General features: G+C 60.9%; 22 protein-coding genes and 3 riboswitches. Of the genes, 16 read left to right on the forward strand and 6 right to left on the reverse strand.

What is annotated here, in order from left to right; genetic code table 11:
* Positions 1-113 precede the first annotated feature (113 nt).
* The 3 genes from VE23_RS18810 to VE23_RS18820 all read left to right on the forward strand — a co-directional run bounded on the left by VE23_RS18810 (position 114) and on the right by VE23_RS18820 (position 7,749).
* Positions 114-5,351, forward strand: coding sequence for a hemoblobin-interacting domain-containing protein (locus VE23_RS18810; RefSeq protein ID WP_049868794.1), 5,238 nt, complete (start codon positions 114-116; stop codon positions 5,349-5,351).
* A 184-nt stretch (positions 5,352-5,535) separates the two neighbouring features.
* A complete protein-coding gene (locus VE23_RS26035) occupies positions 5,536-6,363 on the forward strand; it encodes a cupin domain-containing protein (RefSeq protein ID WP_084781586.1) in 828 nt (275 codons plus the stop codon).
* 288 nt (positions 6,364-6,651) lie between these two features.
* Positions 6,652-7,749: a hypothetical protein gene (locus VE23_RS18820; protein WP_157053997.1), complete on the forward strand. Its 1,098-nt coding sequence runs from the start codon at positions 6,652-6,654 to the stop codon at positions 7,747-7,749.
* Between the two features lie 67 nt (positions 7,750-7,816).
* Here the strand turns inward: VE23_RS18820 and VE23_RS18825 are convergent, their stop codons facing one another.
* Positions 7,817-8,413, reverse strand: a complete 597-nt coding sequence (locus tag VE23_RS18825; protein WP_021880331.1) for a TetR/AcrR family transcriptional regulator — start codon at positions 8,411-8,413, stop codon at positions 7,817-7,819.
* Positions 8,414-8,545: 132 nt separating this feature from the next.
* On the opposite strand from VE23_RS18825, the gene VE23_RS18830 reads away from it, so the two are divergent.
* The 3 genes from VE23_RS18830 (at position 8,546) to VE23_RS18840 (ending at position 10,635) form a co-directional block, all read left to right on the forward strand.
* Complete coding sequence (locus tag VE23_RS18830) at positions 8,546-9,055, forward strand: hypothetical protein (RefSeq protein WP_232316997.1); 510 nt, start codon at positions 8,546-8,548, stop codon at positions 9,053-9,055.
* 198 nt (positions 9,056-9,253) lie between these two features.
* Positions 9,254-10,117, forward strand: coding sequence for an RNA polymerase sigma factor (locus VE23_RS18835; protein WP_048745089.1), 864 nt, complete (start codon positions 9,254-9,256; stop codon positions 10,115-10,117).
* A gap of 86 nt (positions 10,118-10,203) precedes the next feature.
* Positions 10,204-10,635, forward strand: a complete 432-nt coding sequence (locus tag VE23_RS18840) for a VOC family protein (protein ID WP_048745090.1) — start codon at positions 10,204-10,206, stop codon at positions 10,633-10,635.
* A 158-nt stretch (positions 10,636-10,793) separates the two neighbouring features.
* Here the strand turns inward: VE23_RS18840 and VE23_RS18845 are convergent, their stop codons facing one another.
* Positions 10,794-11,108: a DMT family transporter gene (locus VE23_RS18845; RefSeq protein ID WP_048745091.1), complete on the reverse strand. Its 315-nt coding sequence runs from the start codon at positions 11,106-11,108 to the stop codon at positions 10,794-10,796.
* 1 nt (position 11,109) lies between these two features.
* Positions 11,110-11,454, reverse strand: coding sequence for a DMT family transporter (locus VE23_RS18850; RefSeq protein WP_048745092.1), 345 nt, complete (start codon positions 11,452-11,454; stop codon positions 11,110-11,112).
* A gap of 162 nt (positions 11,455-11,616) precedes the next feature.
* Positions 11,617-11,725: riboswitch (guanidine-I (ykkC/yxkD leader) on the reverse strand.
* A gap of 247 nt (positions 11,726-11,972) precedes the next feature.
* Between VE23_RS18850 and VE23_RS18860 the strand changes: the two genes are divergently transcribed.
* Positions 11,973-12,221: a hypothetical protein gene (locus VE23_RS18860; RefSeq protein WP_021880326.1), complete on the forward strand. Its 249-nt coding sequence runs from the start codon at positions 11,973-11,975 to the stop codon at positions 12,219-12,221.
* On the forward strand, positions 12,218-12,673 hold the full coding sequence (locus VE23_RS18865; RefSeq protein WP_048745093.1) for a hypothetical protein: 456 nt from the start codon (positions 12,218-12,220) through the stop codon (positions 12,671-12,673). The genes VE23_RS18860 and VE23_RS18865 overlap by 4 nt, the downstream gene beginning before the upstream one ends.
* 464 nt (positions 12,674-13,137) lie before the next feature.
* Here the strand turns inward: VE23_RS18865 and VE23_RS18870 are convergent, their stop codons facing one another.
* Entirely contained in the window at positions 13,138-13,341 is a 204-nt protein-coding gene (locus VE23_RS18870) for a hypothetical protein (protein WP_048745094.1), read from the reverse strand.
* 107 nt (positions 13,342-13,448) lie between these two features.
* The gene (gene clpP, locus VE23_RS18875) at positions 13,449-14,030 is read right to left on the reverse strand and encodes an ATP-dependent Clp endopeptidase proteolytic subunit ClpP (RefSeq protein WP_021880322.1); all 582 of its coding nucleotides are present in this window, start codon (positions 14,028-14,030) and stop codon (positions 13,449-13,451) included.
* Between the two features lie 182 nt (positions 14,031-14,212).
* Between clpP and VE23_RS18880 the strand changes: the two genes are divergently transcribed.
* The 8 genes from VE23_RS18880 (at position 14,213) to VE23_RS18925 (ending at position 24,832) form a co-directional block, all read left to right on the forward strand.
* Complete coding sequence (locus VE23_RS18880) at positions 14,213-14,938, forward strand: sigma factor (RefSeq protein ID WP_049868798.1); 726 nt, start codon at positions 14,213-14,215, stop codon at positions 14,936-14,938.
* 853 nt (positions 14,939-15,791) lie between these two features.
* A riboswitch (glycine riboswitch) is annotated at positions 15,792-15,893 on the forward strand.
* A riboswitch (glycine riboswitch) is annotated at positions 15,894-16,007 on the forward strand.
* A gap of 90 nt (positions 16,008-16,097) precedes the next feature.
* Positions 16,098-16,823 carry an L-serine ammonia-lyase, iron-sulfur-dependent subunit beta gene (gene sdaAB, locus VE23_RS18885; RefSeq protein WP_373864560.1) on the forward strand — a complete coding sequence of 242 codons (726 nt, stop codon included), beginning with the start codon at positions 16,098-16,100 and terminating at the stop codon, positions 16,821-16,823.
* A complete protein-coding gene (gene sdaAA / locus VE23_RS18890) occupies positions 16,792-17,715 on the forward strand; it encodes an L-serine ammonia-lyase, iron-sulfur-dependent, subunit alpha (protein ID WP_049868799.1) in 924 nt (307 codons plus the stop codon). Before sdaAB ends, sdaAA begins: the two co-directional genes overlap by 32 nt.
* Before the next feature lie 202 nt (positions 17,716-17,917).
* A complete protein-coding gene (locus VE23_RS18900) occupies positions 17,918-19,009 on the forward strand; it encodes a DUF3626 domain-containing protein (RefSeq protein WP_048749179.1) in 1,092 nt (363 codons plus the stop codon).
* A gap of 206 nt (positions 19,010-19,215) precedes the next feature.
* Entirely contained in the window at positions 19,216-20,481 is a 1,266-nt protein-coding gene (locus tag VE23_RS18905; protein WP_048749169.1) for an ABC transporter substrate-binding protein, read from the forward strand.
* Positions 20,482-20,546: 65 nt separating this feature from the next.
* Positions 20,547-21,509 (forward strand): carbohydrate ABC transporter permease, encoded by a 963-nt coding sequence (locus VE23_RS18910; protein WP_021881551.1) that lies wholly within the window; start codon positions 20,547-20,549, stop codon positions 21,507-21,509.
* Positions 21,506-22,333, forward strand: coding sequence for a carbohydrate ABC transporter permease (locus VE23_RS18915; protein WP_048749171.1), 828 nt, complete (start codon positions 21,506-21,508; stop codon positions 22,331-22,333). The genes VE23_RS18910 and VE23_RS18915 overlap by 4 nt, the downstream gene beginning before the upstream one ends.
* Positions 22,334-23,029: 696 nt before the next feature.
* Positions 23,030-24,832 carry an ABC transporter ATP-binding protein gene (locus tag VE23_RS18925; protein ID WP_084781588.1) on the forward strand — a complete coding sequence of 601 codons (1,803 nt, stop codon included), beginning with the start codon at positions 23,030-23,032 and terminating at the stop codon, positions 24,830-24,832.
* 336 nt (positions 24,833-25,168) lie between these two features.
* On the opposite strand, the gene VE23_RS18930 is transcribed toward VE23_RS18925, so the two are convergent.
* Entirely contained in the window at positions 25,169-25,381 is a 213-nt protein-coding gene (locus VE23_RS18930; protein WP_021882376.1) for a hypothetical protein, read from the reverse strand.
* Positions 25,382-25,449 lie beyond the last annotated feature (68 nt).

Here is a 25,449-nt window from a genome sequence, read left to right on the forward strand (position 1 = left end):
AACCGAATTTCAGTAACCCCACCCGAAATTAGGGGGATATTATCCATCCTTGGCATTCGCTATTATTAGGAGGATTCAGTAATGTAAGCGGTGCCAATCAGGAGGGGAAGTCATTGGGAAAAGCAAAATCCGTTGCGGCGCTGCTCGGTGCGCTGCTGATCGCCGGGGGAGCCGTTCCGGTCTACGGAGCGGCTCCGGCCGCCAAGGAAACGCAAGCGGGCTGCTCAAGCCCGGTCATGGAGAAATGGGTGGCATCAGGTCTGGCCAGCGGTTATCCGGGCGGAGCCTGCAAGCCCGATGCGGCGGTTACGCGCGCCGAGCTTGCCCAACTGATGGCCAGGCTGTTCGGTCTGGACGACGCAGGCTCGGAATCGGACAAGCCTTACCGCGACGTAGCGGCAGCCTCCTGGTACTCCCAGGCTGTGCGGGCAGTCGGGAAGGCCGGTGTCGCGCAGGGTTATCCGGACGGCAGCTTCCGTCCGTCGGCTCCGGTGACGCGCCAGGAGGCCGCTGCCATGGCGGCCAAGCTGTTCAGGCTGCCGCTCGGAACAGGCAGCAGCCTGGACGGCTTTTCGGACGGAGCCGGCGCTGCCGCCTACGCCAAGCCTGCCCTTGAGGCGCTGCTTGCCGGAGGATATCTGAAAGGATACGCCGACGGCAGCCTGAAGCCGCAGAAGCCGATTACGCGCTCCGAAGCCGTCACGCTGCTGGACCGGCTGGCTCCTGCGACGGTGCTGGAGGACGGCAGGCAAACGAACGGTTCGGAAGGCAATATGCTGGTCCGGGCCGGAAAGACGGTCCTTGAAAATTCTCGCATCAAGGGCGACCTCTATATCGCTCCCGGCGTCGGCGAGGGCGATGTCGCTTTGGAAGGAGTCACGGTGGAAGGACGGGTCCTCGTTCAGGGGGGCGGCGTCAACAGCATTCATTTCAAGCATTCCAGCGCCGGCTCGGTCGTCATCGACAAGGCCGGCTCCCCGGTGCGCGTCGTGCTTGAGGACGGCAGCCGGACCGGCAGGCTGTCGGTCGACAGCACGGCGTCAGTCGAGATCGGCAGCGGGTCCACGGCGGACGAGGTCGAGCTCGGCGAGCGTGCGGGCAGCACGTCGCTGAGCGTGCAAGGCTCCATCGGACGCCTGACGGCCAAGGCCGGAGGCGCGAGCTTGAACGGCAGCGCATTGCAGCAGGGCCAGGCGGTCGGCGTGGAAGCAGGCGTCGTCGGCGCTCCCGGAGGCACGGGCGCGACAGCGGCGCCGAGCGCGACGCCAAGCACGACGCCGGCGCCGTGGGCGGGCACTCCGGCGCCAAGCGCGACACCGACGCCAAGCGGGACGCCGACGCCAAGCGCGACACCGACGCCAAGCGCGACGCCGACGCCGGGAACGGAGCTCAAGGCTCCGCCTGTGCTGCAGCCGGACGGCGACGACAACACGGCCGGGCGCGCCATGGTGATTTCTTTTGAAGAGGACAGCCGGTGGAGAGCCGCCATTACCGCCGTGAGCGTGAACGGGACCTACTTGGATGCAGGAAGCTATCATGCGGATTCGCCAGGCATGCTGGAAATCGGCGCAGGAGCATTTCCGGGCAAAGGCGTATACACCGTGAACGTGGAAGCGAAGGGCTACCGGAGCGTCCAGGTCCGGCAGCAGGTCGGGGAGTGGATGCTGACCTGGTCGGACGAGTTCGATGGAAACGCCGCGCAGCCGGATACGAACGGAGTCGACCTGTCCAAGTGGGGATACCAGCTTGGGAACGGCTCGGATTACGGCGTTGCCGACTGGGGGAACAACGAGCAGCAGTTTTACCGCAAGGAGAACCTGAAGGTGGAGAACGGCAGCCTCGTCATTGAAGCGCGCAAGGAAAGCGTGAACGGCAAGCCGTATACTTCAGGCCGGATCTGGACATCCCCGACCTTCAGCCAAGCCTACGGCAAGTTCGAGGCCCGCATGAAGCTGCCGGCCGGCCAAGGGCTGTGGCCCGCCTTCTGGCTCATGCCGAAGGACAGCGTATACGGCACCTGGGCCGCCTCGGGAGAGATCGACATCATGGAGGCGCGCGGACGCTTATTGAACGAGGTCGGAGGCACGCTGCATTACGGAAAGCCTTCGCCGAACAACCGTTATACCGGCAAGACATACACCTTCCCGGAAGGGGAGGACATTACAGGCTTCCACACGTACGGCGTGGAGTGGGAGCCCGGCGAAATCCGCTGGTACGTGGACGGCAAGGTGTACCAGACCCAGAACCGCTGGGACAGCCAAGGAGCGGGGCAGCCGGACAAGTATGCCTTCCCGGCTCCGTTCGACCAGCCGTTCTATATTATTCTGAACATGGCGGTCGGCGGCAATTACGACGGCAACCGCCTGCCGGAGGATTCGGCGCTTCCGGCCCGCATGGAAGTCGATTATGTCCGCGCCTACGAAATCGACGGACGGCCTTATCGCACCCCGCAGGAGCCGGTGGCCGAGCGCGAGCCTGTGCCGGCGGACGCCAAGCTCCCGGTGAACGGCAGCTGGATCTACGACGAGACGTTCGAGCATGGCCTGAAGGACATCGCGGCATCGGGGACGGCGCTTGATCCTCTGTACTGGAACTTCCTGCATACGCCGGACTACGGCGGAGCGGGCAGCGCTTCGATCGAGACGGTGGACGGCAGGAAAATGGCGAAGATCGCCATTTCCTCCGGAGGCGTGCAGAACTACGCCCTGCAGCTGATCCAGTACGCGACCTTGGTCAAAGGGCACGCCTACAAGCTCAGCTTCGACGCCAAGGCGGCGGCGGACCGGACGATCGCCGTGAAAATGGGCGGAGACGAGGACAATGGTTGGGCTGTCTACACGGACCAGTTCTCGCCCGCACTCGGAACGAGCCTGCAGCATTACGAGTACCGCTTCCTTATGAACGGCGATACGGATTCGACCGCCAGGCTGGAGTTCAATGCCGGCTTGAACGCGAGCGCGGTATGGATCGGAGGCGTCAAGCTGGAGGAAATCGACAGCGTCGCCGACCCTTCCGCCGCCAAGGAACCTCTGGCGGACGGCAACCACGTCTACAACGGAGGCTTCGATCTCGGCACGATGGACCGGCTCGGCTATTGGACCGCCGCTCCTGCCGGCTCCGTCTCGGTTGACGCCGCAGCGCGCGAGGCGAGAATGCATGGATCCGAAGGGAAGCCGGTTTCGCTGGAGCAGAGCGGCCTCAACCTGCTGCAGTCCGACGATTACGAGCTGACTTTCCTCGCCCGCGCTTCTGCCGCGGGACGCTCCTTGACCGCATCGATAGGCAGCGGCGACGGCTCCGCCGTCTTCGGCTCGCAGGCATTCGAGCTCGGCAGCGGAATGGGCGCCTACAAGCTTGCCTTCACGATGCCGGCAGGAGTTACGGATGCGCACGGCAAGCTCCGCTTCCTGGCGGAAGCCGGCCAGGGCGACATCCTGCTGGATTCGGTGCGTCTGGTGCGCACCTCCAACCGCAACGTCGATTACAGCGGCGTAGATCTGTTCCCGCTGAAGAACGGCGGCTTCGACGCCGGCTTTGACGCTTGGGAGCCGTTCCAGCAAGGGGCGCAGGCTTCCTTCGCCATCGATCATGGAGCGGCCCGAATCGATATCGCGAATGCCGGTCAGGAAGCCTGGAACGTCATGCTCAACCAGGGCGGCATGAACTTCTCGAAAGGTCTGACTTACCGTCTCGAGTTCGACGCCCGCGCAAGCGAGGCGCGCGGCATTCTGGCGACGCTGGAGAATGGAGCCTATACGCGGCGCTTCGATTCCGGCACGCTGCCTCTTTCGACGGAGTGGCAGCATTTCAGCTATGACGTGAAGATTTCGGAGAAGGAAAGCCTGGCGTTGAAATTCCAGCTCGGCAAGCTGCCGGGAACGCCGGCGGGCTCTCATCAGGTATGGATCGACAATGTCGTGCTGGAGGTCGCGAATGCTCCGGTCAAGCGGCCGCCGCTGCTCATCGCGGACCAGACCGGCAATACGGCCGGTGCCTTGCTGGAGCTGACCTTCGCCGACGATGCGGCTTGGCGGGCTGCGGTTGCGGGCGTGGCCGTGAACGGCCGCTTGCTGGAAGCCGGTCTGTACGAGCTGCTGCCTGGCGTCCTGAAGCTGCTGCCGGGAGCGGTAACCGAAGGCGGGACGGCGGCTGTGACCGTCAAGGCGGCCGGTTATGGAGATGCGGCCGTACAGCAGCCGGTCAAAGAAGCGGACGGCAATCTGCTGGCCAACGGATCGTTCAGCGCGAAGGATGCGGGCTGGATCTACTGGAAGGGAGACGGCGGGGATTCCGAGTTCTCCATCCAGCAGGGAACTGCCCAAGCGGTCATTCTGAACAACGGCGGCATCCATCCCCAATGGAACGTTCCTGTCAGCTGGTCGGCCCAGCTCATTCAGGAGAATTTGCAGCTCAAGGCCGGCCGAAGCTATGAGCTGAGCTTCCGGGCTTGGGCCGATGCGGACCGTCCGATCGCGGTGGAATGGGATCCGGGCAAAACGTTGACGCCGTCCGTATTCCGGATCACCGGCGACGACCAGGCCGTCTACCGGACGGTAATCAAGCCCGGGGCGGATATCGCGACCCCGCTGAAATTCCTGCTCGGCAATGTCATCGACGGCGACGCCGCGACCCCGTCCAGCCCCCACACAGTATGGCTGGACGACATCGCGGTGCGGGAAATCGCCGCCGCTCCCGCTTTTTCCATCCAGGGCAGCAGCCTTGCCGGTCAAGCGGTGACGCTGGCTTTCGCCGATGATCCGGCTTGGAGGCAGGCGGTTTCCGCCCTCGCGGTGAACGGCGCGCCTGTTCCGGCGGACGCCTGGACACTGGAGGCGGGCAAGCTGACGCTGGCGGCCTCGCTCTTCCCTCAGGCCGGAGCGTACCGGCTGACGGTCGAAGCGGCGGGGCATGCTCCGGCGGGAATCGTCATCCAGGCGGCTTCATCGGCTCCGAATGTCGCCGCAGGCAAGCCGGCATCGGCATCCTCCGCCAAGCAGGCCGCGGCGAACGCCGTGGACGGGGATTCCGGCACCCGCTGGGAGTCGGACTCCGCGGATCCCCAGTGGATCGCCGTCGACCTCGACGGCTTGTACCGGCTGGACGAGGCTGTCCTGCACTGGGAAGGAGCCTTTGCGAAAAGCTACCGGATCCAGGTCTCCTCCGCCGAATCGCCGGGCGACGGAGACTGGACGGATGCATATGCCCAGCCGGCCGGAAACGGAGGGGTCGAGAGGATCGCCCTGAACGGCATCCAGGCCCGCCATGTCCGCGTGTACGGCCTGCTTCGCGGCACGCAGTACGGCTACTCGCTATGGGAGCTCGAAGTGTTCGGCAATCCGGCTTCCTCATGAAATGGAAAGGTCGGCGCAGCGCGGAATCCGCGGCATGCTCCGGCTTTTTTTCTTGTCTGTCCCCGTGTGTGTCCAGCGGCAGCGCCGCCTGCTCCTCCCATAGGTTTTAGTCATGATGGAAAGACGGCGTCCATATGTTCTACTAGCACGGCTTCAAGACATCCGGACAGAAGGGAAGATGAGCATGGCCATTTCCTACATGGACTACACTTCGCCCGATCTGCAGTTTTTCTTCGACGTGAATAAAAGCAACGCGTTTTTCACCAACAGCAAAAACTACATCAACATTCTCGGCTACAAGCAGCTGAATACGCTCGGCAACGCATCTATCCTCGATATTTTCATGAGCAAGGGCCATTATGTCGAGCCGCACTATCATCAGAACGCGACCGAGCTGGTCTACTGCGTCTCCGGCAAGATTGCCGTCTCGTTCATCAATCCGTTCACGAACAAGCTGTACAACATTCCGATCACTCCCGGCCAGGTGGCCAACGTGCCTCAGGGATGGTGGCACTACGAGCAGGCGACAGAGGACAACACCCATGTCGTCGCGATCTTCGACGCCCCGATGCCGGAGGTGATTCTGGGCTCGGACATCCTGCGGCTGACTCCGCCGAAAGTATTCGCGGATACGTATTGCCTCGACGAAGCCAAGTGGAAGGAAGCCGTGGCGCCGATTACGAAAACGGTCGGCATCGGACCGCTCGACAGCTGCGGCAAAACCCGCGCCGACGGCGGCTTCGAGGCTCCATATGCGGAAGAGCCGGAGCAGAACCCTTATCAAGGCTACGGGTCGCCGCCGATATCGGAGCCTTACCGGGCGCAGGCCGCTGCTTATGCCCAGCAGCAGCCGTACGTTTACCGGACGCCGCCGTTTCCTTATGCGCCTTATCCGGCTTCTCCTTACCAGGCCGGCCCTTATCAGGGAGGCGGCTATCCGCAGGCGCATCAGCCTCTTGGCCAGCCGTATCCCTCGTTTCCCTACGCTCCTTACGGGTACCGGCAGCTCTGAAGCTTCTGAATCCCTTGCGGTGCAGGCAGCCCGAACCGCTTGAATCCCTTGCGCTATAGGCATCCCTGAAACGCGCAGGGACGTTCCATAAGCGGCTCAAGTTCTCTGCATGCCCAGGCATCTCCGGCAGCTGCCAGTCGGCAGAGCCTCTTTAGCTCCTGAGCCCTGCGGCTCAGGAGCTTTTTTTAGTGCAGACCGGTTCAAGCCGATCTGATAGACTGGTAAATATTAGGCGGTGGAGGCGGTCTTTTGGGCAAGGAAGGAACAGGAAGAGGAAAAGAAGGAGGAATGGGCAGAGCATGCAAGAGCCGGCTCCGGCTGGCTATCCTGCCGGCGCTTGCTTTGCTGGCCGTCATGTCAGGCCCTTGCGGGGCGGCGCTCGCCAACGGCGGGCCGGTCTACGAGCCGGCGGAAGGCTTCGGACCGATGCGGCTGGAGCATTCGGAGAACATGCTTCTCGTCCGGGAAAAGGTTTCCTACTTCATCCCGGATGACGCTACGGTTCGCTACGGTCCATTCCCGGAGGTGACGGTCGACTACGAGCTGCATAACGGCGGGAAGGAGCCGCAGCAGGTCGAGGTGCTGTTCCTGTACCCGGACGGGGACGAAATGGAAGGGCTGCGCGTGACGGAGAACGGGAGAGCTCAGGTTCCCGTCACGCCGGCATCGGAAGATTCGCTTAAAGGCTTGATCGGGCGGCCGACGATCAGGCCGACGATCATGGAGCCGTTCTCCGGCAAGCCTCTTGTGACCCGCTCAAGCAATCATGGAGTCGGCGGCGGCCGCTTTCCGCTGGAATTCCGGGCCGGCGAAACGAAGCGGATCCTCATTTCCTACCGGGACCCGGGAGGCTGGGAGGAATCGGCTGTCGTCAACCGGGTCGGGTCCCATCTGTATTACTTGTCTCCGGCCTCCTATTGGGCCGGCAAGCCGAAGGTCGAGCTGGAGGTCCGGCTTGCGGACCGCAGCTCGCGGCTCAGCTCCAATATCCCCATGAACAAAGAAGGCCCTGGCTTGTACCGGGCTTTCCTGAGCGAGCTTCCGGAGGAGGAGTGGGTGTTCTCGCATGCTTCCGGACATCGGCTGCTGCTTCCGCTTAACCGCCAGCCGGAATACAACCGGCTTGTCCTCCTGATTGCGGGCATAGGGGGCAGTCTGACCGCCCTGCTGGCAGCCAGGCTGCGGCGGCTGTGGATCGCCTGGCTCGGAGCCGTCTTTTGGACCGCTCTCGTCATCGGGTCGATCGCCGATATGGGCGGTTATCCGTTCCAACTCATTCTGATCCCGTCTGTGTACGGGGCCAATGCGGCGTTCCAGCTTGCCGTCGCGATTGCGGCAGGAAGACGGATAAGAAGGCGCAGGAGCAAGGAGGAGGATACCGCTTGATCCGGACGGACCGACAGCTTGAATGCGCCGATTGGGCTTGGCCGCAGGCGGTCCGGGCTCAGACCGGTCAAGATGGCCGCAGACGGTCCAGATGCAGACCGATCAGCTCGAGCAGCGCGGCAGGATCGGCGCTCTCCGGTGCCAGCAGCGAGTGGATGGCCAAGCCGTCCACCAGCGCGTGAAAGCGGCGGGCTTCGAGCTCGGCTTCCGGAGACAGGACGGCTGCCGGGTTTTCTCCGAGCCAGTACGCGGTCATCTTGCGGAAGCCTTGCAGCAGCTCGTCGTGAACTTCCCGGAAGAGAGCCAGCAGCTCGGGATCGGCCAGGCTTTTGGCGGACAAGGCGAGCCAGACCTCGCCCTCCAAGCGGCGATCCTCGTCCAGAGGCAGCAGCTGGGAGGAGAGCAGCAGAATATCCTGCCGCAGTTCGCCGCTCAGCGCAAGGGAGGCCATCCTTTCGTTGACCCGTTCGGATACGAGGCGCATGGAGAAGGCGATAAGCTCGGATTGGGTAGAGAAATAATGCCGCAGGGAACCGAGCGACATGCCGGCGGCGTCCGCGACGTTGCGCACCGAGGCGTTCTCGATGCCGCCCTCGCGGATAACCTGCCAGCAAGCCTCGGCGAGCTTCCTGCGGCGCTCGGAATGATCGACTTGTTTGGGCATGCCTCATTCTAGCATGGTTGTTTTTTGTAATACAACTGTGCTATTATGCATACTATGTAATAATACAACTGTATTATAAAAAGGGGTGTTCTTCTGGTCGCGTTCATCATCGCCTGCGAAATCGCCTTCTGGGTGTTCGTTGCCGCCGGTCTGGCCTGCCGATATCTGCTGCGGCGAAAAAGGCTGGGAGCCGCGCTGCTGATCGCCACGCCGCTGATCGACGTGCTGCTGCTGGCGGCGGCGCTGTGGGATATCCGCTCCGGAGCAGCCGCCACAGCCGCTCATGGCATCGCGGCCATCTACATCGGCGCTTCCATCGCCTTCGGCCATTCCATGATCGCTTGGGCCGACGCCCAATTTCATCACCGGTTCTCAGGAGGACCTGCTCCCGCCAAGCCTCCTAAGCATGGCACGGCCCACGCTGCCCGTGAGCGCAAGGGATGGCTTCGGCATCTTCTCGCTTACGCGATAGGGGGAGCGATCCTGCTTGGCATGACGGCTTTAGCCGGGGATGCCGCGGAGACTGACGCTCTGATCAAGGTGCTCCGGACGTGGACTCTCGTGCTGGCGATCGATTTCGCCATCAGCTTCAGCTATACGCTTTGGCCCCGCAAGCCCAAGGCGCAGACCAAGGCTTCCTGATGCGGCATCGGCCGCTTCGGGGGCTTTTTTTCGTTGGAGAGGCAAGAAAGAGGCGCAGACGCATGAAAGGAGAGCCGCACGCGCGGCGCGATGATCGTTGCTCCTTGCGCGGATCGTCATTCCCAGCGGCGCGCCGACGGGCTATAATGGATTTTATATTCCTTATTTATCCAATCGTCTGGGGAGGAGGAAGGAGCATTGGAGGAGACTGGAGTCCGGCCCGGTCTGGAGGCGTACATCCCCGGCCTAAGGCGGCGCTGCCTGCGGCTGGCGGGAGCGGGATGGGATGCCCAGGATCTGGAGCAGGAGGTGCTGGCCAAGCTGCACCGGCTGCAGCTGCGCGAGCCGGAGAGGCGCCTCACGCAGGCTTATGTGAACCGGATGGCGGCAAATGCCTGGATCGACATCTGCCGCAGCAGGAGCAGCCGAGGGGAACAAGCCGGCGTCGAATACGAGGAGGAGCTGCATGCTCCGCGCGCATCGGGAGGGCCCGACGAGGCGCTGCGCATCCGCATGCTGCTGGAGCAGCTCTCCGGCCGCCTGAATCCGAGGCAGATGGCAATGATTCTGCTCATGGACGTCTTCCGCTTCACGGCGGACGAGACTTCCCGCCTGCTCCGCCTGACGCCGGGGGCTGTCAGGGAAGGGCATAGGCGGGCGCGTCAGCGGCTGCAGGCGCTTGCCCGGGAGGAGCAGGCAGTGCAGGAGCAGGCAGTGCAGCAGCAGGCAGCGCAGGAGCAGGCAGTGCAGCAGCAGGCAGCGCAGGAGCAGGCAGCGCAGGAGCAGGCAGCGCAGGAGCAGGCAGTGCAGGAGCAGGCAGTGCAGGAGAGGGGCGGACCAACCAGGCGCCGGAAATCCGTGGAACCTTTGCCGCCGCGCATTTTCGAGCGGTTTTTGGATGCTTTCCGGCGAGGAGATGCCGAAGGCATATGTAGCGCCTATTTGTCCATAGCCTCCCATGGCGTGCAGGTGGACAAGGTCGAAGCCGGCGGACGGCGGATTTCCTTCGCGTTCCGAGATCCCAGCGGGCATCTCATTCAATTGGTTCAGGATTTGGATTGAAAACCTGTGTATTTTCGAAGCAGGCTTCCGTTATAGAGGATGAGAGCGCTCAACTATCCTATAAGATCCGAGGAGTGGATTCCAACATGCCCGTCAAAAACTATGCCGTCATCCAGCTGCCTGTCAGCAATCTGGAAGCATCGATTCATTGGTATCATGACGTTCTGGACATTCCGTTCACCTTCCCGTTCACGCCGGGCGATACCGAAGCCTGGCTCAACGTAGGCGGAATCGGCCTCGGCCTCGTCAGCAGTCCGAACGTGCCCAAGCTGGAGTTCACGAACATGCACGGCGTCGTGCAGCCGATCATCTCCCTGCAGGTCGACGATATTCATCAAGTCCATTCGAAGCTGCGCGAGCAAGGCGTGGAAGTGGGAGAGATGTCGTACAAGCAGGGAGGAGGCTACAGCTTTATCCTCCGCGACCCCGACGGCCATGTTTCCAATCTATGGGGGGGCTGGCCGAAGGAAGGCGACGAGACTCCTTCCGATGCTGAAGGAGAAGCGGCAAAAGCTTAGCCGCCGGGCTGGCGAGCCGCTGAGACGGCTCGGATGCTTGAAGAAAGCGAAGAGGAGGCTCCGATGGGGAGCCTCCTCTTTGGCATTCAGGCTTCAGGCGGGACAGCCCTCCGATGAAGGCGACAAAACCTTTAAAGCACTTGCTTGCTTTGCTCTGCCTATCCCGCCGCCTTCAGCCCGACAGCCGCTCCGAGCACGAGCACGATGAACAGGATGCGCAGCGGGTTTTTCGACTCGCCGTAGAACAGCATGCCTACCAGCGCTCCGCCGGATGCGCCGATGCCGGTCCAGACCGCATAAGCGGTCCCCATCGGAATCGAACGCATGGCGAGGGACAGCAGTGAGAAGCTCAGAGCGAAGCCGGCGGCCAGCAGCAGCAGGGAGACGAAGTCGCGGCGGCGGGTCAGCCGGTTCATCATGGCGACGCCGAAGATTTCGCATAGCCCGGCTCCGATCAGATACACCCATGCCATCTCAATGCACCTCCCCGGATGCCGGTTCCTTGTCGTGGCTGACCAGCTTCAGCCCGATGACGCCGACGAGCAGCACGCCGATCAGGATCAGCTTGAGTACCTTGGCGGGCTCGCCGAACAAAATCATATCCGCGAGCACGGTTCCGGCTGTGCCGAGGCCGACAAAGACGGCGTATACGGTGCCGACCGGGAGCGTGCGGCTCGCGCTGATAAGCGCATAAAAGCTCACGAGGATGCAGACGGCGGTCGCGATCCATTCCCAGGCCGTGTCGGCATGCTTGAGTCCGATGACCCAGCCCACCTCGAAGAAGGAGGCGCCGATGATTTTAAGCCAGTTCGCATTCATGATGAAAACCCCTTTCGAGCTGCAGGACTTGTTGCCCGGACGGATAGGAAGCTGTATTCCAGTATGCCCCAATAACAGGTAGGAAGCTGTATTCCAGTATGCCCCAATAACAGGACTGAGCATAAATAAAGCCCGGAAGACAAACCGCTTGGAAAGCGGCTTATCTCCCGGGCTTTTGTCCCTCCGTGTGAATGCGGATCCGTGCTCCGCATCGTTCCCTCTCGGACCAGACCGGCTGGACTTCAGCCGCGGAACCCTAGGCAACCTGAACTGCGCTATGGAATTCAGGCCATTATATCAACAAGCGGCAGGGGAGGCAAGCGCGTTTTTGGCTGGAACTTTTTTGCAGGAGGAGACGTCTTACGGTTGGACGGTCCGGGATAGAACGGACGTTATGATGGTGGGGCCGGATGAGTCGTGATAGAGGATGGTCATGGGGAAAGCAGCGGCTTCATGCGATTGATGATCGTGAAAAGGAAGGCGCTGCAAGGATATAAGCGAGCAGGGGAGAGGACCGAATGACCGACATCGCCAAACGAATCCATAAGGTTCAGGCCATTTTCCTCCTGTTGTCTATCGGTGCTCTGTTGCTCTGTGCTGGCATGTGGAGATACGGGGTTGTCCATCAGGAGGCCGGAGAAATGGATGAGGCGGCGAGATTGTCCATATTCGGGGCGCTCGGCACGTTGTTTTTCGGCGGCAGCTCGGCGGGAATCGGAATCCTATGGCTGGCCGGGACAATAATCGGTAGGGGGGATTCAGCATGAAGGGAACGACAGTTGTTCGCTATCTCTTGCTGTACGGCATTTTCATTGCCTTGTTTCTGGGGGCCTTGCTTGGCGTGGAGCGGATTGAAGGGTATAAAATTACAACGACCGAATATTACGGGATGATGAATATAGGCGGCATCTATATCGCCATGATGTTTATTCTGACGGCAGCCGTTTATCCTGTCCTGGCGCTTCCGGTTACAGTAGCCGCGAACCGCTGGCTGCGACATCCTGCGCTGCAAGCCGTGCTTTTCACAGGTCTGTCTTTGTGGGCCGGCCTGTATCATTACAACAGCTACGGGGATTATTTCATCGAAGGCTATGGGCTTGCTCCATGGAGCTCGATAGGGATCTTCGCGGCAGCGGGCTTGCTGTATACGGCGGCCAATATCGTTCTTGGCAGGCTGGCGGATCGAGCGGAAGAATCGGCCTCGATCCGTCGGCCGTGATTGCGCTTCTGTCGCTGCATGGGAAGTCTTGGCATTATCCAGGGACAAACCATGTCAAACTCGGAAACAGGAGCCGGTAAATCGGGGACGAGCCCGGTCATTCGGAAGCAGGAGCCTGTAAATCGGGTACGAGCACGTTCATTCGGAGGCAAGAGCCGGTAAACCTGGGGCAAGCCCGGTCATTCGGAGGCAAGAGCCTGTAAACCTGGGGCAAGCCCGGTCATTCGGAGGCAAGAGCCTGTAAATCGGGGACGAGCCCGGTCATTCGGAGGCAAGAGCCTGTAAATCGGAGACGAGCCCGGTCATTCGGAAGCAGGAGCCTGTAAATCGGAGACGAGCACGTTCATTCGGAAGCAGGAGCCTGTAAATCGGAGACGAGCACGTTCATTCGGAAGCAGGAGCCGGTCAACCGCATGCAAAAGCCCCGCCGCCCATCCAATGGATGAGCGCGGGGCGCAGTCAGGTCAAGCAAATCCGACCTTAGGCTTCTGGCGTTCCTTGAGGTTGACCGATACGGTGCGGATCGAGGAGACGGGAATATACAATTCCTGATATTCCGTCTTGTATTTCACGAACTTGTCGTCCACTTCTTCCAGAATGCCGTCCCCGATATGGGTTCCGTCGAGAAAATGAATCAGCACCTGCTTGCCTTTCAACTGCTCCAGCATAGCCATCACCCCTGCGGTTAAAGTTGGATTCCATTCCATTGTACACCTGCCGGATGCCGTCTTGGCAAAGTATTGATGGCCGAGCCGGATGCCTCTTGTTCTCAAGGCTACATGCTCGTAATGATATGGTCCACGATTCCGTATTCCTGCGCCTCTTCGGCGGACAGGAACGTGTCGCGGTCCGTATCCCGCTCGATGCGCTCCAGCGGCTGGCCCGTGCGCTCCGCTGCGATCCGGTTCATCTTGTCCCTCAACTTCAGGATGCGCGTGGCGGAAATGGCGATATCGCTGGCCTGGCCCTGCGCTCCTCCGGAAGGCTGATGGAGCATGACCTCGCTGTTCGGCAGAGCTCCCCGCTTGCCCTTGGTTCCCGCGAGCAGGAGCCAGGCCGCCATGGAAAAGGCCGTGCCGGTGCAGAGCGTCCGGACATCCGGCTTCACGAACTGCATCGTGTCGTAGATGGCGAGGCCGGCGCTCGTGGAGCCGCCCGGGCTGTTGATGTACATATGAATGTCCTTGTCGGGATCGTCGGCGGCCAGGAACAGCAGCTGCGCGATGACCGCGTTGGCCATATTGTCCTCGATCGCCGTGCCGATGAATACGATGCGGTCTTTCAGCAGCCGGGAATAAATATCATAGGAGCGTTCCCCCTTGTTGGTCTGCTCCACGACATAAGGGATATGGGTCACAGGTCGTCATCCTCCTTCGCTGGATGGGTCGGAATGGTTTTGCCACTGGTAAACGGATGACGGGTAGGGAAAGGATACGGCTGAATCGCGGAAAAGAAATTCCTCTGCCTTTCGTATCCTTTTGGCAGGATCATTCGTTTACCGGTCAGAATAACTATGCGAATTGAAAGGGGATGCCGCCGATGGAGACGGGGCTGGAGCTGGAGGAAGAGCGCGCGGCGCTGAGAAGGTATTGCCTGGCGCTGACCCGCAGCGCCTGGGAAGCGGAGGATCTGGAGCAGTCGGCCTGGTGCAGGGCGCTCGCAGCCCCGATCTGGCGGGAGCATGCCAATCGCCTGGCGCTGCTGCTGCGCATCGCCCGGAACCTGTGGACGGACCATTTGCGCAGGGAAGCTCTCCGCCGTCGGACTATGCCCGAGCGGGAGGAGGCGGGGGCCGTCCAGCCGGCGGCGAGCTGGGAGCTGGAGGAGCTTCTGCGCCCGTTGGAGCTCAGGCTGTCTCCGCTGCAGCTGTCGGTATGGCTGCTGCGCGAGGTCATGGACCGTTCCATCCGGGAGACGGCGGAGCTTCTCCTGACGACGGAAGGCGCGGTTAAGGCCGCCTTCCACCGAGCCCGGCGTTCGCTTGACGTCGTCAGGCGCGATCTGCAAGCCGGCGGCCTGCGGGAGCCGTCCGACGAAGCGCTCCTGGCGCGTCTGCGCGGTCTGGCGGCCGCGGTCCGCACGGGCGATGCGGCCGCCATCGCGGCTCTCGCCGAGCAGGATGTGCTGGAGCCGGCCGTGGCGGTCGGCATCATTGGCGCAAGCGCCCATGCCGCCGCAGTTCATCGGGGACCGCAGGCGATGCTGGGCGGAAGCGGACTCTACGCCTCCGCCGGCGGCTGGGCGTCGTACGGCATGGCGGGATGAGCTGGTCTCGGCTAGCTGCCGTTTTCACGCTGGATTTGACTGTATCCACACTGAGCTTCGGGTCGAATCCAAGCAGCCAGAAAAGAAGGGATAAGCACGCAAGGAGGCCGTAACCGAGACGGGTTGCGGCCTGTTTTGGCTGTGTGTAGACTTGTTTGAACGGCTTATCCGGTTGCTTGGACTGTCTATGAGCTTATTTGGACTGTCTATCGGTTTTTTTGTCGTGGAAGGGCGCTTCTCGGCGGCAGTCCAGTCCTTGACTCGGATTCGGCGTTGTCAGGCGGCGGTATCGGACATACGATCCGTTATTTAGAAATTATTGCCGATTTCGCCGAGCTATCGGACATACGATCCGCTATTTGTGGGAAAACAGCCCGTTTCGAGGTGTTTTCACTAAAATAAGGTATCCTATGTCCGTTAAATTTTTTTGAACGGGCATTTAAGTTGAAATAGCGGATCGTATGTCCGATACGGAAGAAGATGCTGTTAAAAAGACAGTCGGCAAGCAGAGCCGGCTTCCAGCAGCATGCACCGCCCAGCGTGCAAGCAGAGCCGGCTCCATGCCGATAATCGCACGGACGGCTATGCAGCATGGATCGGCAGTCGGCAAGCAGAGCCGGCTCCCTGCAGCATGCACCGCCCAGCGTGCAAGCAGAGCCGGCTCCGTGCAGCGTGCCATTGCTCGATCTTCGCTATGGCCGGTCCCGTGCAGCTCCATGACCGCCTTTTCGCATCATTGCTCCCGTCGGTCATCCTGCCCGCGGACTGCAGGTTGAAGATGGCCGCGCTCCTGCATATAATGAGTGTAGATAACGTTTGCAATCTGACGAAATCCATTAATTGAATAGAGCGGATGAAGGCAGCGGGAGAGACTACCTGTAACACGGGGCGGCGCCGAAGGAGTAAGCCCTGGGGACAGGGTGAATCTCTCAGGCAAAAGGACCTTTGCCGGACGCATCTCTGGAGAGAATTCCGTGGCCGCGCACAGGCGCGCATGGAATCACCCAAGGGGAAACTCGCGGAGCGGGAAGCGAGGCAACTCTCAGGTACAAAGGACAGAGCGGAAGAATCGCTGGGAATGGGCGGCACGCCCTTCTTTCGGCGCATTCTTCTGCTCTGTCCCTTTTTTCGGCCTTTACAACACTCAAGACGAAGGAGAATGGCTGTGCGGTTCAAAGACGTGTTTTCCATTATCGGCCCGGCCATGGTCGGACCTTCCAGCTCCCATACGGCGGGGGCGGCGCGAATCGGGCTTGCGGGGCGCAGGCTGCTGGGAGAAATGCCGCAGGAAGCGAAAATTTCTTTTTTCGGCTCCTTCGCGGCCACCTATCAAGGACATGGCACGGATACAGCCGTCACAGGCGGGCTCATGGGCTTCCATACGGATGACCCGCGTCTGCCCGACTCGGTCGAGCTGGCCGAGGAGGCTGGCATGGACCTGGTATTCCAGGAGGGGAAAGGGCTGTTCCCCCATCCCAACACGGTCCGGCTCGATCTGACCGCTGCGGACGGAGGTCGCAAGCTGTCTCTGCTCGGCACTTCGATCGGCGGAGGCAACGTGGAGGTTGTGGAGGTGAACGGCTTCGCAGTGAAATTCAGCTGCTCCTACCCGACGCTGCTCATCCGGCACCGGGACCAGCCGGGCGTCATCGCGGCGCTCTCGGCGGCGCTGCAGGAGGAAGGGCTCAACATCGGCGGGCTGTCGCTCAGCCGCATGGAGCGCCAGGGAGAGGCGCTGGCCGTGGTGGAGCTGGATGCTCCGGTGCAAGCGGGACTGATGGAGCGGATCGGCCGAATGCCGCATGTGCTTCAGACGGATTATATGGACTTGAACGATGACAGGGGGAACGACGATGAACTTCCGGACGCTGAAGGAACTGAGTGAGCGCTGCAGCGAAAGCGGCCTGAGCATCGGCCGTCTCATGCTGGAGCAGCAGTCGCGCGAATCGGGCCGCGAGCCCGAGGCGGAATTCGCGGCGATGAAGGACTATTACGGCATCATGAAGGATGCCGTCCATAACGGCCTGACGCGGGACACGACATCCCGCAGCGGCTTGACCGGGCTCGACGCCCAGCGGGTCGCGGCTTACAACGCGGCCGGAGAGCCGAGCCTCGGCGGCGATGCGGGGCGCGCCATGGCGTATGCGCTGGCCGTGTCGGAGGTGAATGCTTCCATGGGCCGCATTGTGGCGACTCCGACGGCAGGCTCCTGCGGCATCATTCCCGGCGTCTTCGTCAGCACGCAGGAGCGCTTCGGCTGGAGCGACGACGAGATGACCTACGGCTTGTTCGCAGCCGGCGCGATCGGCTACGTCATCGCGAACAACTCCTTCGTATCCGGAGCGGAGGGCGGCTGCCAGGCGGAGGTCGGCTCCGCGATCGGCATGGCGGCCGGAGCGCTTGCGGAGCTGCGCGGCGGCAAGCCGGAGCAGGCTGTACACGCAGTCGGACTCGCGCTTAAAAACTCGCTCGGCCTGATCTGCGATCCGGTCGGCGGGCTGGTGGAGATTCCGTGCATCGTGCGCAACGGCTTCGGCGCCGTCACGGCGCTGGCGGCCGCCGATATGGCGCTTGCCGGCGTGCGGAGCGTCATTCCTTCCGACGAGGTCGTGCAGGTGATGCTGGAGGTCGGCGCTGCGATGCCGGAGAAGCACCGCGAGACTGCAGGCGGCGGGCTGGCGCAGACGCCGACCGGCAAGAAGCTCATGAGCGAGCTGCGCAAGAAAGGCCGTCCTCTGCGCAAAGCGGAGGATGAGCGCGGCAATGCGGAAGCTTGACCGATATCGGATTCAAGGCCCCCTCGCAGGGGCTTTTTTGCGCGCTGAATTGAGGCTGGAACCCAGGAACCGCCGTCAGGCTTGGCATCATGCCGTGCCGATAGGCCGTCAGTATGCCGCTAATTCGGCATATGCGCGGAAGGAGATTCAAGCGGCGAGGGAGAAGAGGTAGACCCTGCTGAAAGGAGGAATCGTCATGCCCGTGGAATTGACGCTGTCCCAGCGGAAAGCTTTGGAGCATGTCGCCGCTTATGCCAGAAGCCGAAAGAGCGAGGCGGACCAAGCCATCGGCGATGTCCTTCGTCTGACTGGCATCGGCCGGGCCTCGTTGGATGAGGCGGTTGCGAAGCTGCAGGCCCATGCCCCGGTCGCGCTCCATTTCCATCCCGACCGGCCGGACCACAGCATGAAAAGCGTGGCTGAAGCGCTGCTCGAACAGGGGGAATACAAAAGCCAGTTCGAAACCATGCTCTCGAGCGGAAGCGTGTCGGCGTATCCCGGCGGGGAACGCGACATCTGGGAGGAGAGGATGTTTGGCGGCGCTTATCAGACCGGCGGCGCGGCCAACAGCGAGCGGCCCAAGTATGGGGCTCTGAATGTCATGCAGCATCCGGAAGGTCCCGCTCCGCGATTCGGCTCCTGCTACTTTCTGCTCTCTCCGGCTGTCTCCAGGCGCTGTACGTTCACTTATTTGGATTCCCATCTGGAGCGCAGGGAGAAGGGTACTTTCGAGGAGTTCGGCCTCGTTGCGGCTGCCCTCCTGAAGGATGCGCATTACGGCGGGTTTGCGATCGGCGAACGTGAGCTGACGGTCCAAAAGCTGCTCGGCCCTACAATCGACAGGCTTGAGAAGCCGTTCGCCGGCGATATCGGGGGAGAATCGGTACGAAATCTCGACCACTATATTGAGGCGCAAATCCACGGGGGCCTTTCGCTGGAAGAGGATGTGGAGCTGCTTGTCGCGGATCCGTGCTTCAAGGGCACCGGGACCGGAAAGCTTTTAGAACTCATTTGCCGCCGGTATTCCATCCGCTTGTACTGGCATATGGGCTTTTTCCTGAAGGCGGACGAGGTTCCGACCGATTTTAGAGGGCCTTCCATGCCTTCCCTTGCCCGGAGGATCGCTCGCAACGGAGAGATCGATGCCTTCCAGATCGGCTGTGCGGCCATGGATTTGAAGCGGAATCCGGCCGCATGGAGCGGCAGGGGCGACTACCCGGCAGTTCTGCAGGAGCTGAAGCAGCTATGGCATGTGCTCGTGCAGTACGGGCATCCTCGGCGCACGCCGGAATGAGCCGATATCAAAAAATGCGAGAGGTATCATTGAGGAGCCTATTTCCGCCGATTACGGTTTCAAAATGTCTGGAGATGGGTATGGAAAGGAAATCCGTTTTGTGCGCAAATTCTGCGGAGGCCGGAATAAAATAGTACGGTTAGGCGAATGGGGCGCGACGCGGCTGCGGCCGCAGCCGCGCCGAGGCAGTCCACAAGTCAGGAGGAATGGCGGAAGTGGTCAAAACCAGAATGGTCGGCTTATGCATGCTGATTCTTGCCATGATCGCCGCAGGCTGCGGCAGCACTTCTCCAACCGAGAAAACGAAAACGCTTACACTCTGGTATTGGAACCGAAGCCTCGACGACGGCCTCATCAAGTCCGTCGAGCAGAAGTTCCCGGGCATCCGCATCAACGCGCAGAAAATCGGAGGCGACTTCAAGTCCAAGCTGAAAACGACGCTCGCCGCCGGCTCCGCAGGACCCGATATCGTCGCTTTCAACGATTGGGTGTCCGAGCTGTTCGTCAGCTCAGACCGCTTCTACGATCTGTACGACCTCGGAGCCAAGGAGATCGAGCCGGATTTCCTCGACTGGAAATGGAATTTCGGCGTCACGCCGGAAGGAACGATGATCGCCCTGCCGATCGATACGGGGCCGACCGCTCTGTTCTATCGGGCCGATCTGTTCCGGGAAGCCGGCCTCCCGTCGGATCCGGAAGACGTGCATAAGCAGCTCGGAACGTGGGAGAGCTATCTCGACGCAGGCAAGAAGCTTCAGGATCATTTTGCCGGCAAGGTCAAGATGCTCGACAACGTCAACAACGTCTACACCCAGGCCAATGCCCAATCCGACCGCATTTATTTCTCCAAGGAGGACGAATTCATCGGCGATACGCCTGCCTCCTCGATGAAGAACGCCTGGAATCTGGCCGTCAAGGCCGCCCAATTGAAACTGTCTGGCAATGCAAACGCCTTCACGAGCGAATGGAGCGCAGCCATGAACAACAGCAGCATCGCCTCCTTCGTCGGGGCCGTCTGGATGAAGGAGGTTCTGGAGGAGGCCGCGCCGGATACGAGCGGCAAATGGAGAGTCGCCCGGGCTCCGGGCGGAGACGGCAACAACGGCGGCTCCTTCCTCGCCATCATGAAGACGAGCAAATACCCGCAAGAGGCCTTCGAAGTCATCCGCTACCTTCAAAATCCCGACAATCAGATTCAGTCCTATAAAAATCTCAATCTGTTCCCTTCCGCCGCCAAAGCGCTGGACGATCCTATCATGAAGGAGAAGGAGCCTTTCTTCGGCAATCAGGCGACCGGCGAGATTTTCTCGGAATCCGCGCGCAACGTGAAGCCGGCCTACTTCGGAGGCAAGTATTCGAATGTGAACGGAATCGTCGGCCGTGAGCTGACCTCCGTCGCCCTGCAGGGCAAAAATCCCGACAAAGCCTGGAAAGACGCGATAAGCCGGATCAAAAAAGAACTGCTGCGCTGATGCGGGCCGCTGCCCGCTGTGCAGAGTGCATTTCCAAGATCAATGGCTGACAGGAGGTCACCTCAATGGGCAATCCCATGCTGAACGCGGAGCCTGCCCGTGCTCCCGTACCCCCGCGCCTCAAAGGCAGCTTGGCTTCGAGACTATGGAGGCATCGGAAGGAATACTTGGCCATATCGCCTTTTTACATCTTGTTCGCCATTTTCGGCTTGTTCCCGATCGCCTTCTCCATGTATCTTTCCTTCCAAAAGTGGGATGGAATCGGGAGGATGAGCTACAACGGCGTGAACAATTACCGCTTCATGCTGACCGATCCCGAATTCTGGAGGGCGGTCGGCAACACGCTGCTCATCTGGATTTACTCGACGGTTCCGATGCTGTTCCTCGCGCTGGCCGTCGCGTTCCTGCTCAATTCCTCATTCGTCCGGTTCCGGACCTTCTACCGGATCGGCTATTTCATGCCGAACGTCACCTCGCTTGTGGCGGTGGCGATCGTGTTCGGCACGATCTTTTCCAACAACTACGGCCTGCTCAACTATGTCCTGAACCTCATGGGCCTGAACTCGATCGAATGGCTGAACAAAACCTGGGGCATCCAGCTCGCGGTGTCCGTCATGGTCATCTGGCGCTGGGCGGGCTACAACGCGATCATCTACCTGGCCGGATTGCAAAGCATCCCGAGCGTCCTCTACGAAGCCGCCAAAATCGATGGGGCTTCGACCGTCCAATCCTTTTTCCGGATTACGATTCCGAACCTGAGGCCGATCATCCTTTTTACGCTGATTACCTCGACCATCGGAGGCATGCAGATCTTTACCGAGCCGCAGGTGCTCGCGGGCAATGACGGAGGGGTCAGCGGTGGAGGCCTCACGATCGTGCTGTACCTGTACCGCGAAGCGTTCATCCATAACTACTTCGGCTACGGCGCGGCCGTCGGCTGGGGGATGTTCGTCCTGATCGCAATCTTCTCGATCGTGAATGGGCTGTTCGTCCAAGGCGGGCCAACCCGCGGGCAGGGGGTGAAATGATGGCGACGAGAACCAAATCGGTCCTGCTCCATATCGGCCTCGCCATCGGGCTGCTGATATCGATCTTCCCGTTCTACTGGCTGCTCGTCATGGCGACGCGCACGACATCGGATATTTACAGCTTCCCGCCGAAGCTGTGGTTCGGCACCCAGCTTCTCGACAACATCGGCCGGGTGTTCGACAACGTCGATTTCTTCGGAGCGTTCTGGAATACGCTGTTCGTCGCCTCCGCCTGCACCCTGCTGGTGCTGTTCTTCGATTCGCTTGCGGGCTTCACGTTCGCCAAGTTCGATTTCCCGGGCAAAAAAATGCTGTTCGTCCTGCTGCTGGCGACCATGATGGCGCCGTCCCAGCTGTCGCTCGTGCCTTCCTTCGTCATTATGGCCAAATTCGGCTGGGTCGGCACGTTCAAGGCGCTGATCATTCCGGGAATGGCCAATGCGTTCGGGATTTTCTGGATCCGGCAGTACGCACAGGAATCGGTGCCGTCCGAGCTGCTGGATGCCGGCCGCATCGACGGCTGCGGCTTCCTGCGCCTCTATTGGAACGTCGCCCTGCCGATATTGCGGCCCGCGCTTTCCTTCCTCGGCGCCTTCACCTTCATCGGAGCGTGGAACGACTACCTGTGGCCGCTGATCATCCTGACCGACGAGCGCAAATATACGCTTCAGGTGGCGCTGGCGTCGCTGAACGGGATTTACGTGACGGATTATTCCATGGTCATCGCCGGAACCTTGCTTGCGGTCATTCCTCTTATCCTTCTGTTCCTGTTCATCAGCAAGCAGTTCATCTCGGATATCGCAGCAGGCGCGATCAAGAGCTGAAGCGGGAGCGGGAGTCGGGGAAAAGCGTGGCTTCAATTCATGGGAGCGAGCTGTCCAAGGCCTCATCGGCCGAAGGGCGGCTCTTTTTTTGCTGCTGTTAGGCAAAGACACACGGGTCCCGGGAGTCGCGGCTGCGCCTTGAACGGGATGCGAAGTGTCTGTGCGAGGAACGCGGCATACGGTGTAGTTCGCGTGCACCTGCACAAGATGCGCGATGCGCGGCAAACCGCCCCTTGTATGTGCGCTTTTCACGGGGTGCATGACATCGCGCCTTGTATGTACGCTTATCACGGGGTGCATGACATCGCGCCTTGTATGTGCGCTTATCAAGGGGTGCAGGACATCGCGCCTTGTATGTGCGCTTTTCACGGGGTGCATGACATCGCCCCTTGTATATGCGCCTTCGCACGGGGTCACGGCATGCGGCATTCCACGCCCTCGTGTGCACCCTGCGCGAGGGTGATCGGCATGTCGGTGCTTGCCGCCCGCCGCGGCTTCCGTTTTCCGCAAGCCGAAGGCGCGGCTGCAAGCGCTCTGGCTTCCCTCTGCCGGTGCAGGAGCAACGCCAGCCCAATCGTTCCCGTCCTTTTTCCCTCCATGGGCATTGACACCGGGCAAGGTCATCTCTTATAGTTCCCCTGACCTGATGCATAGGTTCATTTTGTTAGCCTAACAACTTAACGAGGGTGGTCCATCATGTTCAACCGAGCCGCGCAAGCCGAACTGCCCGGCAATTCATTCGAACGAACGTTCCAGCAGGCGGTGCAGGAGGGGAACCGAACTTCCTTCCAATACCTCCTGTCGCTGTATAAAGGCAACTTCATGAATCTCGGCATCTCGCTGATGTTCATGGTGATCAAAAGCCTGCCGGTCTATCTGCTGCCGATCGTCACCGCCAATGTCATCAACATCGTCGCCCAGCCCTCCCAGCATTCCATGCGGGAGCTCTGGCTCAACTTCGCGGTGCTGCTGGTCGTCGTGCTTCAGAATATCCCGACCCATGCCGCCTACGTGAGCTTCCTCAGCCGCGCCATCCGCACCGTCGAGGCGGGGCTGCGCGGAGCGATGGTGCGCAAGCTGCAGCAGCTCTCAATCAATTCCCACCGCGAGCTGCAGGCCGGCCGGCTCCAGTCCAAGGTGCTTCGCGACGTCGAGGCGGTGGAGGGCATGTCCAAGCAGCTGATGCTGGCGCTATTCCCGGCAATCCTGAACGTCATCATCGCGTTCGGCCTCACGCTGTATACCAACTGGCTCGTCTCGCTGTTCTTCCTCGTCACGGTTCCTTCCGCGATCGCGGTGATGAGGCTGTTCCGCCGGCGGATCAAGCAGAGCAACAGCGAGTTCCGCAAGGAAATCGAGACGATGAGCTCCCATGTGTCGGAGATGGTGGAGATGATTCCGGTCACCAAGGCTCACGGGCTGGAGCAGGTCGAGATCGACCGCATCGACACGACGCTGAAGCGGCTGCAGGGCAAGGGCTACCGGATGGATCTCGTCGAAGCCTACTTCGGCGCCTCCAACTGGGTCACGTTCCAGATCGTGCAGGTCGTCTGCCTGCTGTTCACCGCCTATCTCGCTTACACCAACGAAATTCCGGTCGGCAGCATCGTCATGTACCAGGGGTATTTCGGCATGATTCTCGGCTCGATTACGGCTCTAATGAACGTATATCCGATGATTGCCAAGGGGTTCGAGTCCATCTCGTCCATTACGGAGATTCTGAAATCCCCGGACATCGAGAACAATGCCGGCAAGCTCAAGCTGCCCAAGGTGGCCGGCGAATACCGCTTCTCGGACGTCCAGCTGAAGTTCAAGGACAGCGAGCAGCATGTATTGGAGGAGCTGTCGCTGGAGGTTAAGGCCGGCGAGTGCGTCGCTTTTGTCGGAGAATCGGGGGCAGGCAAGTCGACGATCCTCAATCTCGTCATCGGTTTCCTTGAGCCCAGCTCGGGGCAGGTGAGCGTGGACGGGGTTCCGCTGTCCGAGCTGGATCTGTCGGAATACCGCCGCCATCTGGCCGTGGTGCCGCAGACGAACATCCTCTTCTCCGGCTCGATCCGGGACAATATCACCTACGGGCTGAAGGGCATCACGGACGAGAGGCTGATGGAGGTCGTGGAGCTGGCCCATCTGTCGGAAATGGTGGGCAGGCTGCCGCACGGCGTCGACACGATGGTCGGCGAGCATGGAGGCAAGCTGTCCGGCGGCCAGCGCCAGCGCATCGCGATCGCCCGCGCGCTCGTGCGGGATCCGCAGGTCATCGTCCTCGACGAGGCGACGTCGGCTCTCGACAACGCCTCGGAATTTCATGTGCAGCAGGCGATGCAGCAGCTCATCAAGGGTCGCACGACCTTCATCGTCGCGCACCGGCTGTCTACGATCCGCCATGCGGACCGGATCGTGGTCATGAAGCGCGGGAGGATCGTCGAGACGGGCACGTTCGACGAGCTGATCGCCCTCAAGGGCGAGTTCTATCATTTGAAACAGCTGCAGATGTAGCTCTGCAGGCTTATGCAGGCGCAGAGGGGCACAGGTGCAGAGGAGCACAGGCGCAGCGGGCGCAGAGGAGCTGGAAAGATCTCCATGCCGTTCGACAGATGGTGCGCTGCAGCTTTTGGAGGCGGTTTTTCAAATCACGCCGCTCTGAAATATTTGTATGAACGATACCAAAAAAAAGAGAATTCCCTCCGGGGAATCCTCTTTTTTTGTTTCCTTTTTGCATATTTCAAACCTGGAGTATAACTCTCAGGACTCTCAGACAGGAGGGTTGTTGAACCCTCGCCCGTCTGCCTGGACGATGAGATTCCCCCTCGCTGTCAAGGCCGGCGAAGCGGGTTACTTGCGCAGCTCGAAAAACTCGCAGCCGCTGCGGGAGTGATAGGCAAGGTCGGCGACGCCGGATTGGATGACGACCGTACGCTCGTCGAAGCGGACAATGCAGCTGCCGGATTCGATCATCTGGTCGTCGCGGAAGACGCGCACCCGAATGCTCTTGTCGAGCGCTTCCTGGAAATCGGCATCGGTATGCAGCGGGCGTATGTGGGCCATGGCGGGAAGCTCCTTTGTCATAAGGTCGTGGACAGTCGTTGAAAGCCATTATAGCACAAGCGCACAGC

This window comes from Paenibacillus sp. D9 (genome assembly GCF_001188365.1).
GTDB classification, from domain to species: domain Bacteria; phylum Bacillota; class Bacilli; order Paenibacillales; family Paenibacillaceae; genus Paenibacillus_O; species Paenibacillus_O humicus.

Bases quoted from the DNA above. Each gene is read 5' to 3' on its own strand.
- VE23_RS18915 (WP_048749171.1), top strand. From the start codon at position 21,506: ATGATGGCGACGAGAACCAAATCGGTCCTGCTCCATATCGGCCTCGCC.
- VE23_RS18880 (WP_049868798.1), top strand. From the start codon at position 14,213: ATGGAGACGGGGCTGGAGCTGGAGGAAGAGCGCGCGGCGCTGAGAAGG.
- VE23_RS18860 (WP_021880326.1), top strand. From the start codon at position 11,973: ATGACCGACATCGCCAAACGAATCCATAAGGTTCAGGCCATTTTCCTC.
- sdaAB (WP_373864560.1), top strand. From the start codon at position 16,098: ATGGCTGTGCGGTTCAAAGACGTGTTTTCCATTATCGGCCCGGCCATG.
- VE23_RS18865 (WP_048745093.1), top strand. From the start codon at position 12,218: ATGAAGGGAACGACAGTTGTTCGCTATCTCTTGCTGTACGGCATTTTC.
- VE23_RS18905 (WP_048749169.1), top strand. From the start codon at position 19,216: ATGGCGGAAGTGGTCAAAACCAGAATGGTCGGCTTATGCATGCTGATT.
- VE23_RS18825 (WP_021880331.1), bottom strand. From the start codon at position 8,413: ATGCCCAAACAAGTCGATCATTCCGAGCGCCGCAGGAAGCTCGCCGAG.
- VE23_RS18850 (WP_048745092.1), bottom strand. From the start codon at position 11,454: ATGAATGCGAACTGGCTTAAAATCATCGGCGCCTCCTTCTTCGAGGTG.
- sdaAA (WP_049868799.1), top strand. From the start codon at position 16,792: ATGAACTTCCGGACGCTGAAGGAACTGAGTGAGCGCTGCAGCGAAAGC.
- VE23_RS18840 (WP_048745090.1), top strand. From the start codon at position 10,204: ATGCCCGTCAAAAACTATGCCGTCATCCAGCTGCCTGTCAGCAATCTG.
- VE23_RS18910 (WP_021881551.1), top strand. From the start codon at position 20,547: ATGGGCAATCCCATGCTGAACGCGGAGCCTGCCCGTGCTCCCGTACCC.
- VE23_RS18845 (WP_048745091.1), bottom strand. From the start codon at position 11,108: ATGGCATGGGTGTATCTGATCGGAGCCGGGCTATGCGAAATCTTCGGC.
- VE23_RS26035 (WP_084781586.1), top strand. From the start codon at position 5,536: ATGGCCATTTCCTACATGGACTACACTTCGCCCGATCTGCAGTTTTTC.
- VE23_RS18820 (WP_157053997.1), top strand. From the start codon at position 6,652: ATGGGCAGAGCATGCAAGAGCCGGCTCCGGCTGGCTATCCTGCCGGCG.
- VE23_RS18870 (WP_048745094.1), bottom strand. From the start codon at position 13,341: ATGCTGGAGCAGTTGAAAGGCAAGCAGGTGCTGATTCATTTTCTCGAC.
- VE23_RS18930 (WP_021882376.1), bottom strand. From the start codon at position 25,381: ATGGCCCACATACGCCCGCTGCATACCGATGCCGATTTCCAGGAAGCG.
- VE23_RS18925 (WP_084781588.1), top strand. From the start codon at position 23,030: ATGTTCAACCGAGCCGCGCAAGCCGAACTGCCCGGCAATTCATTCGAA.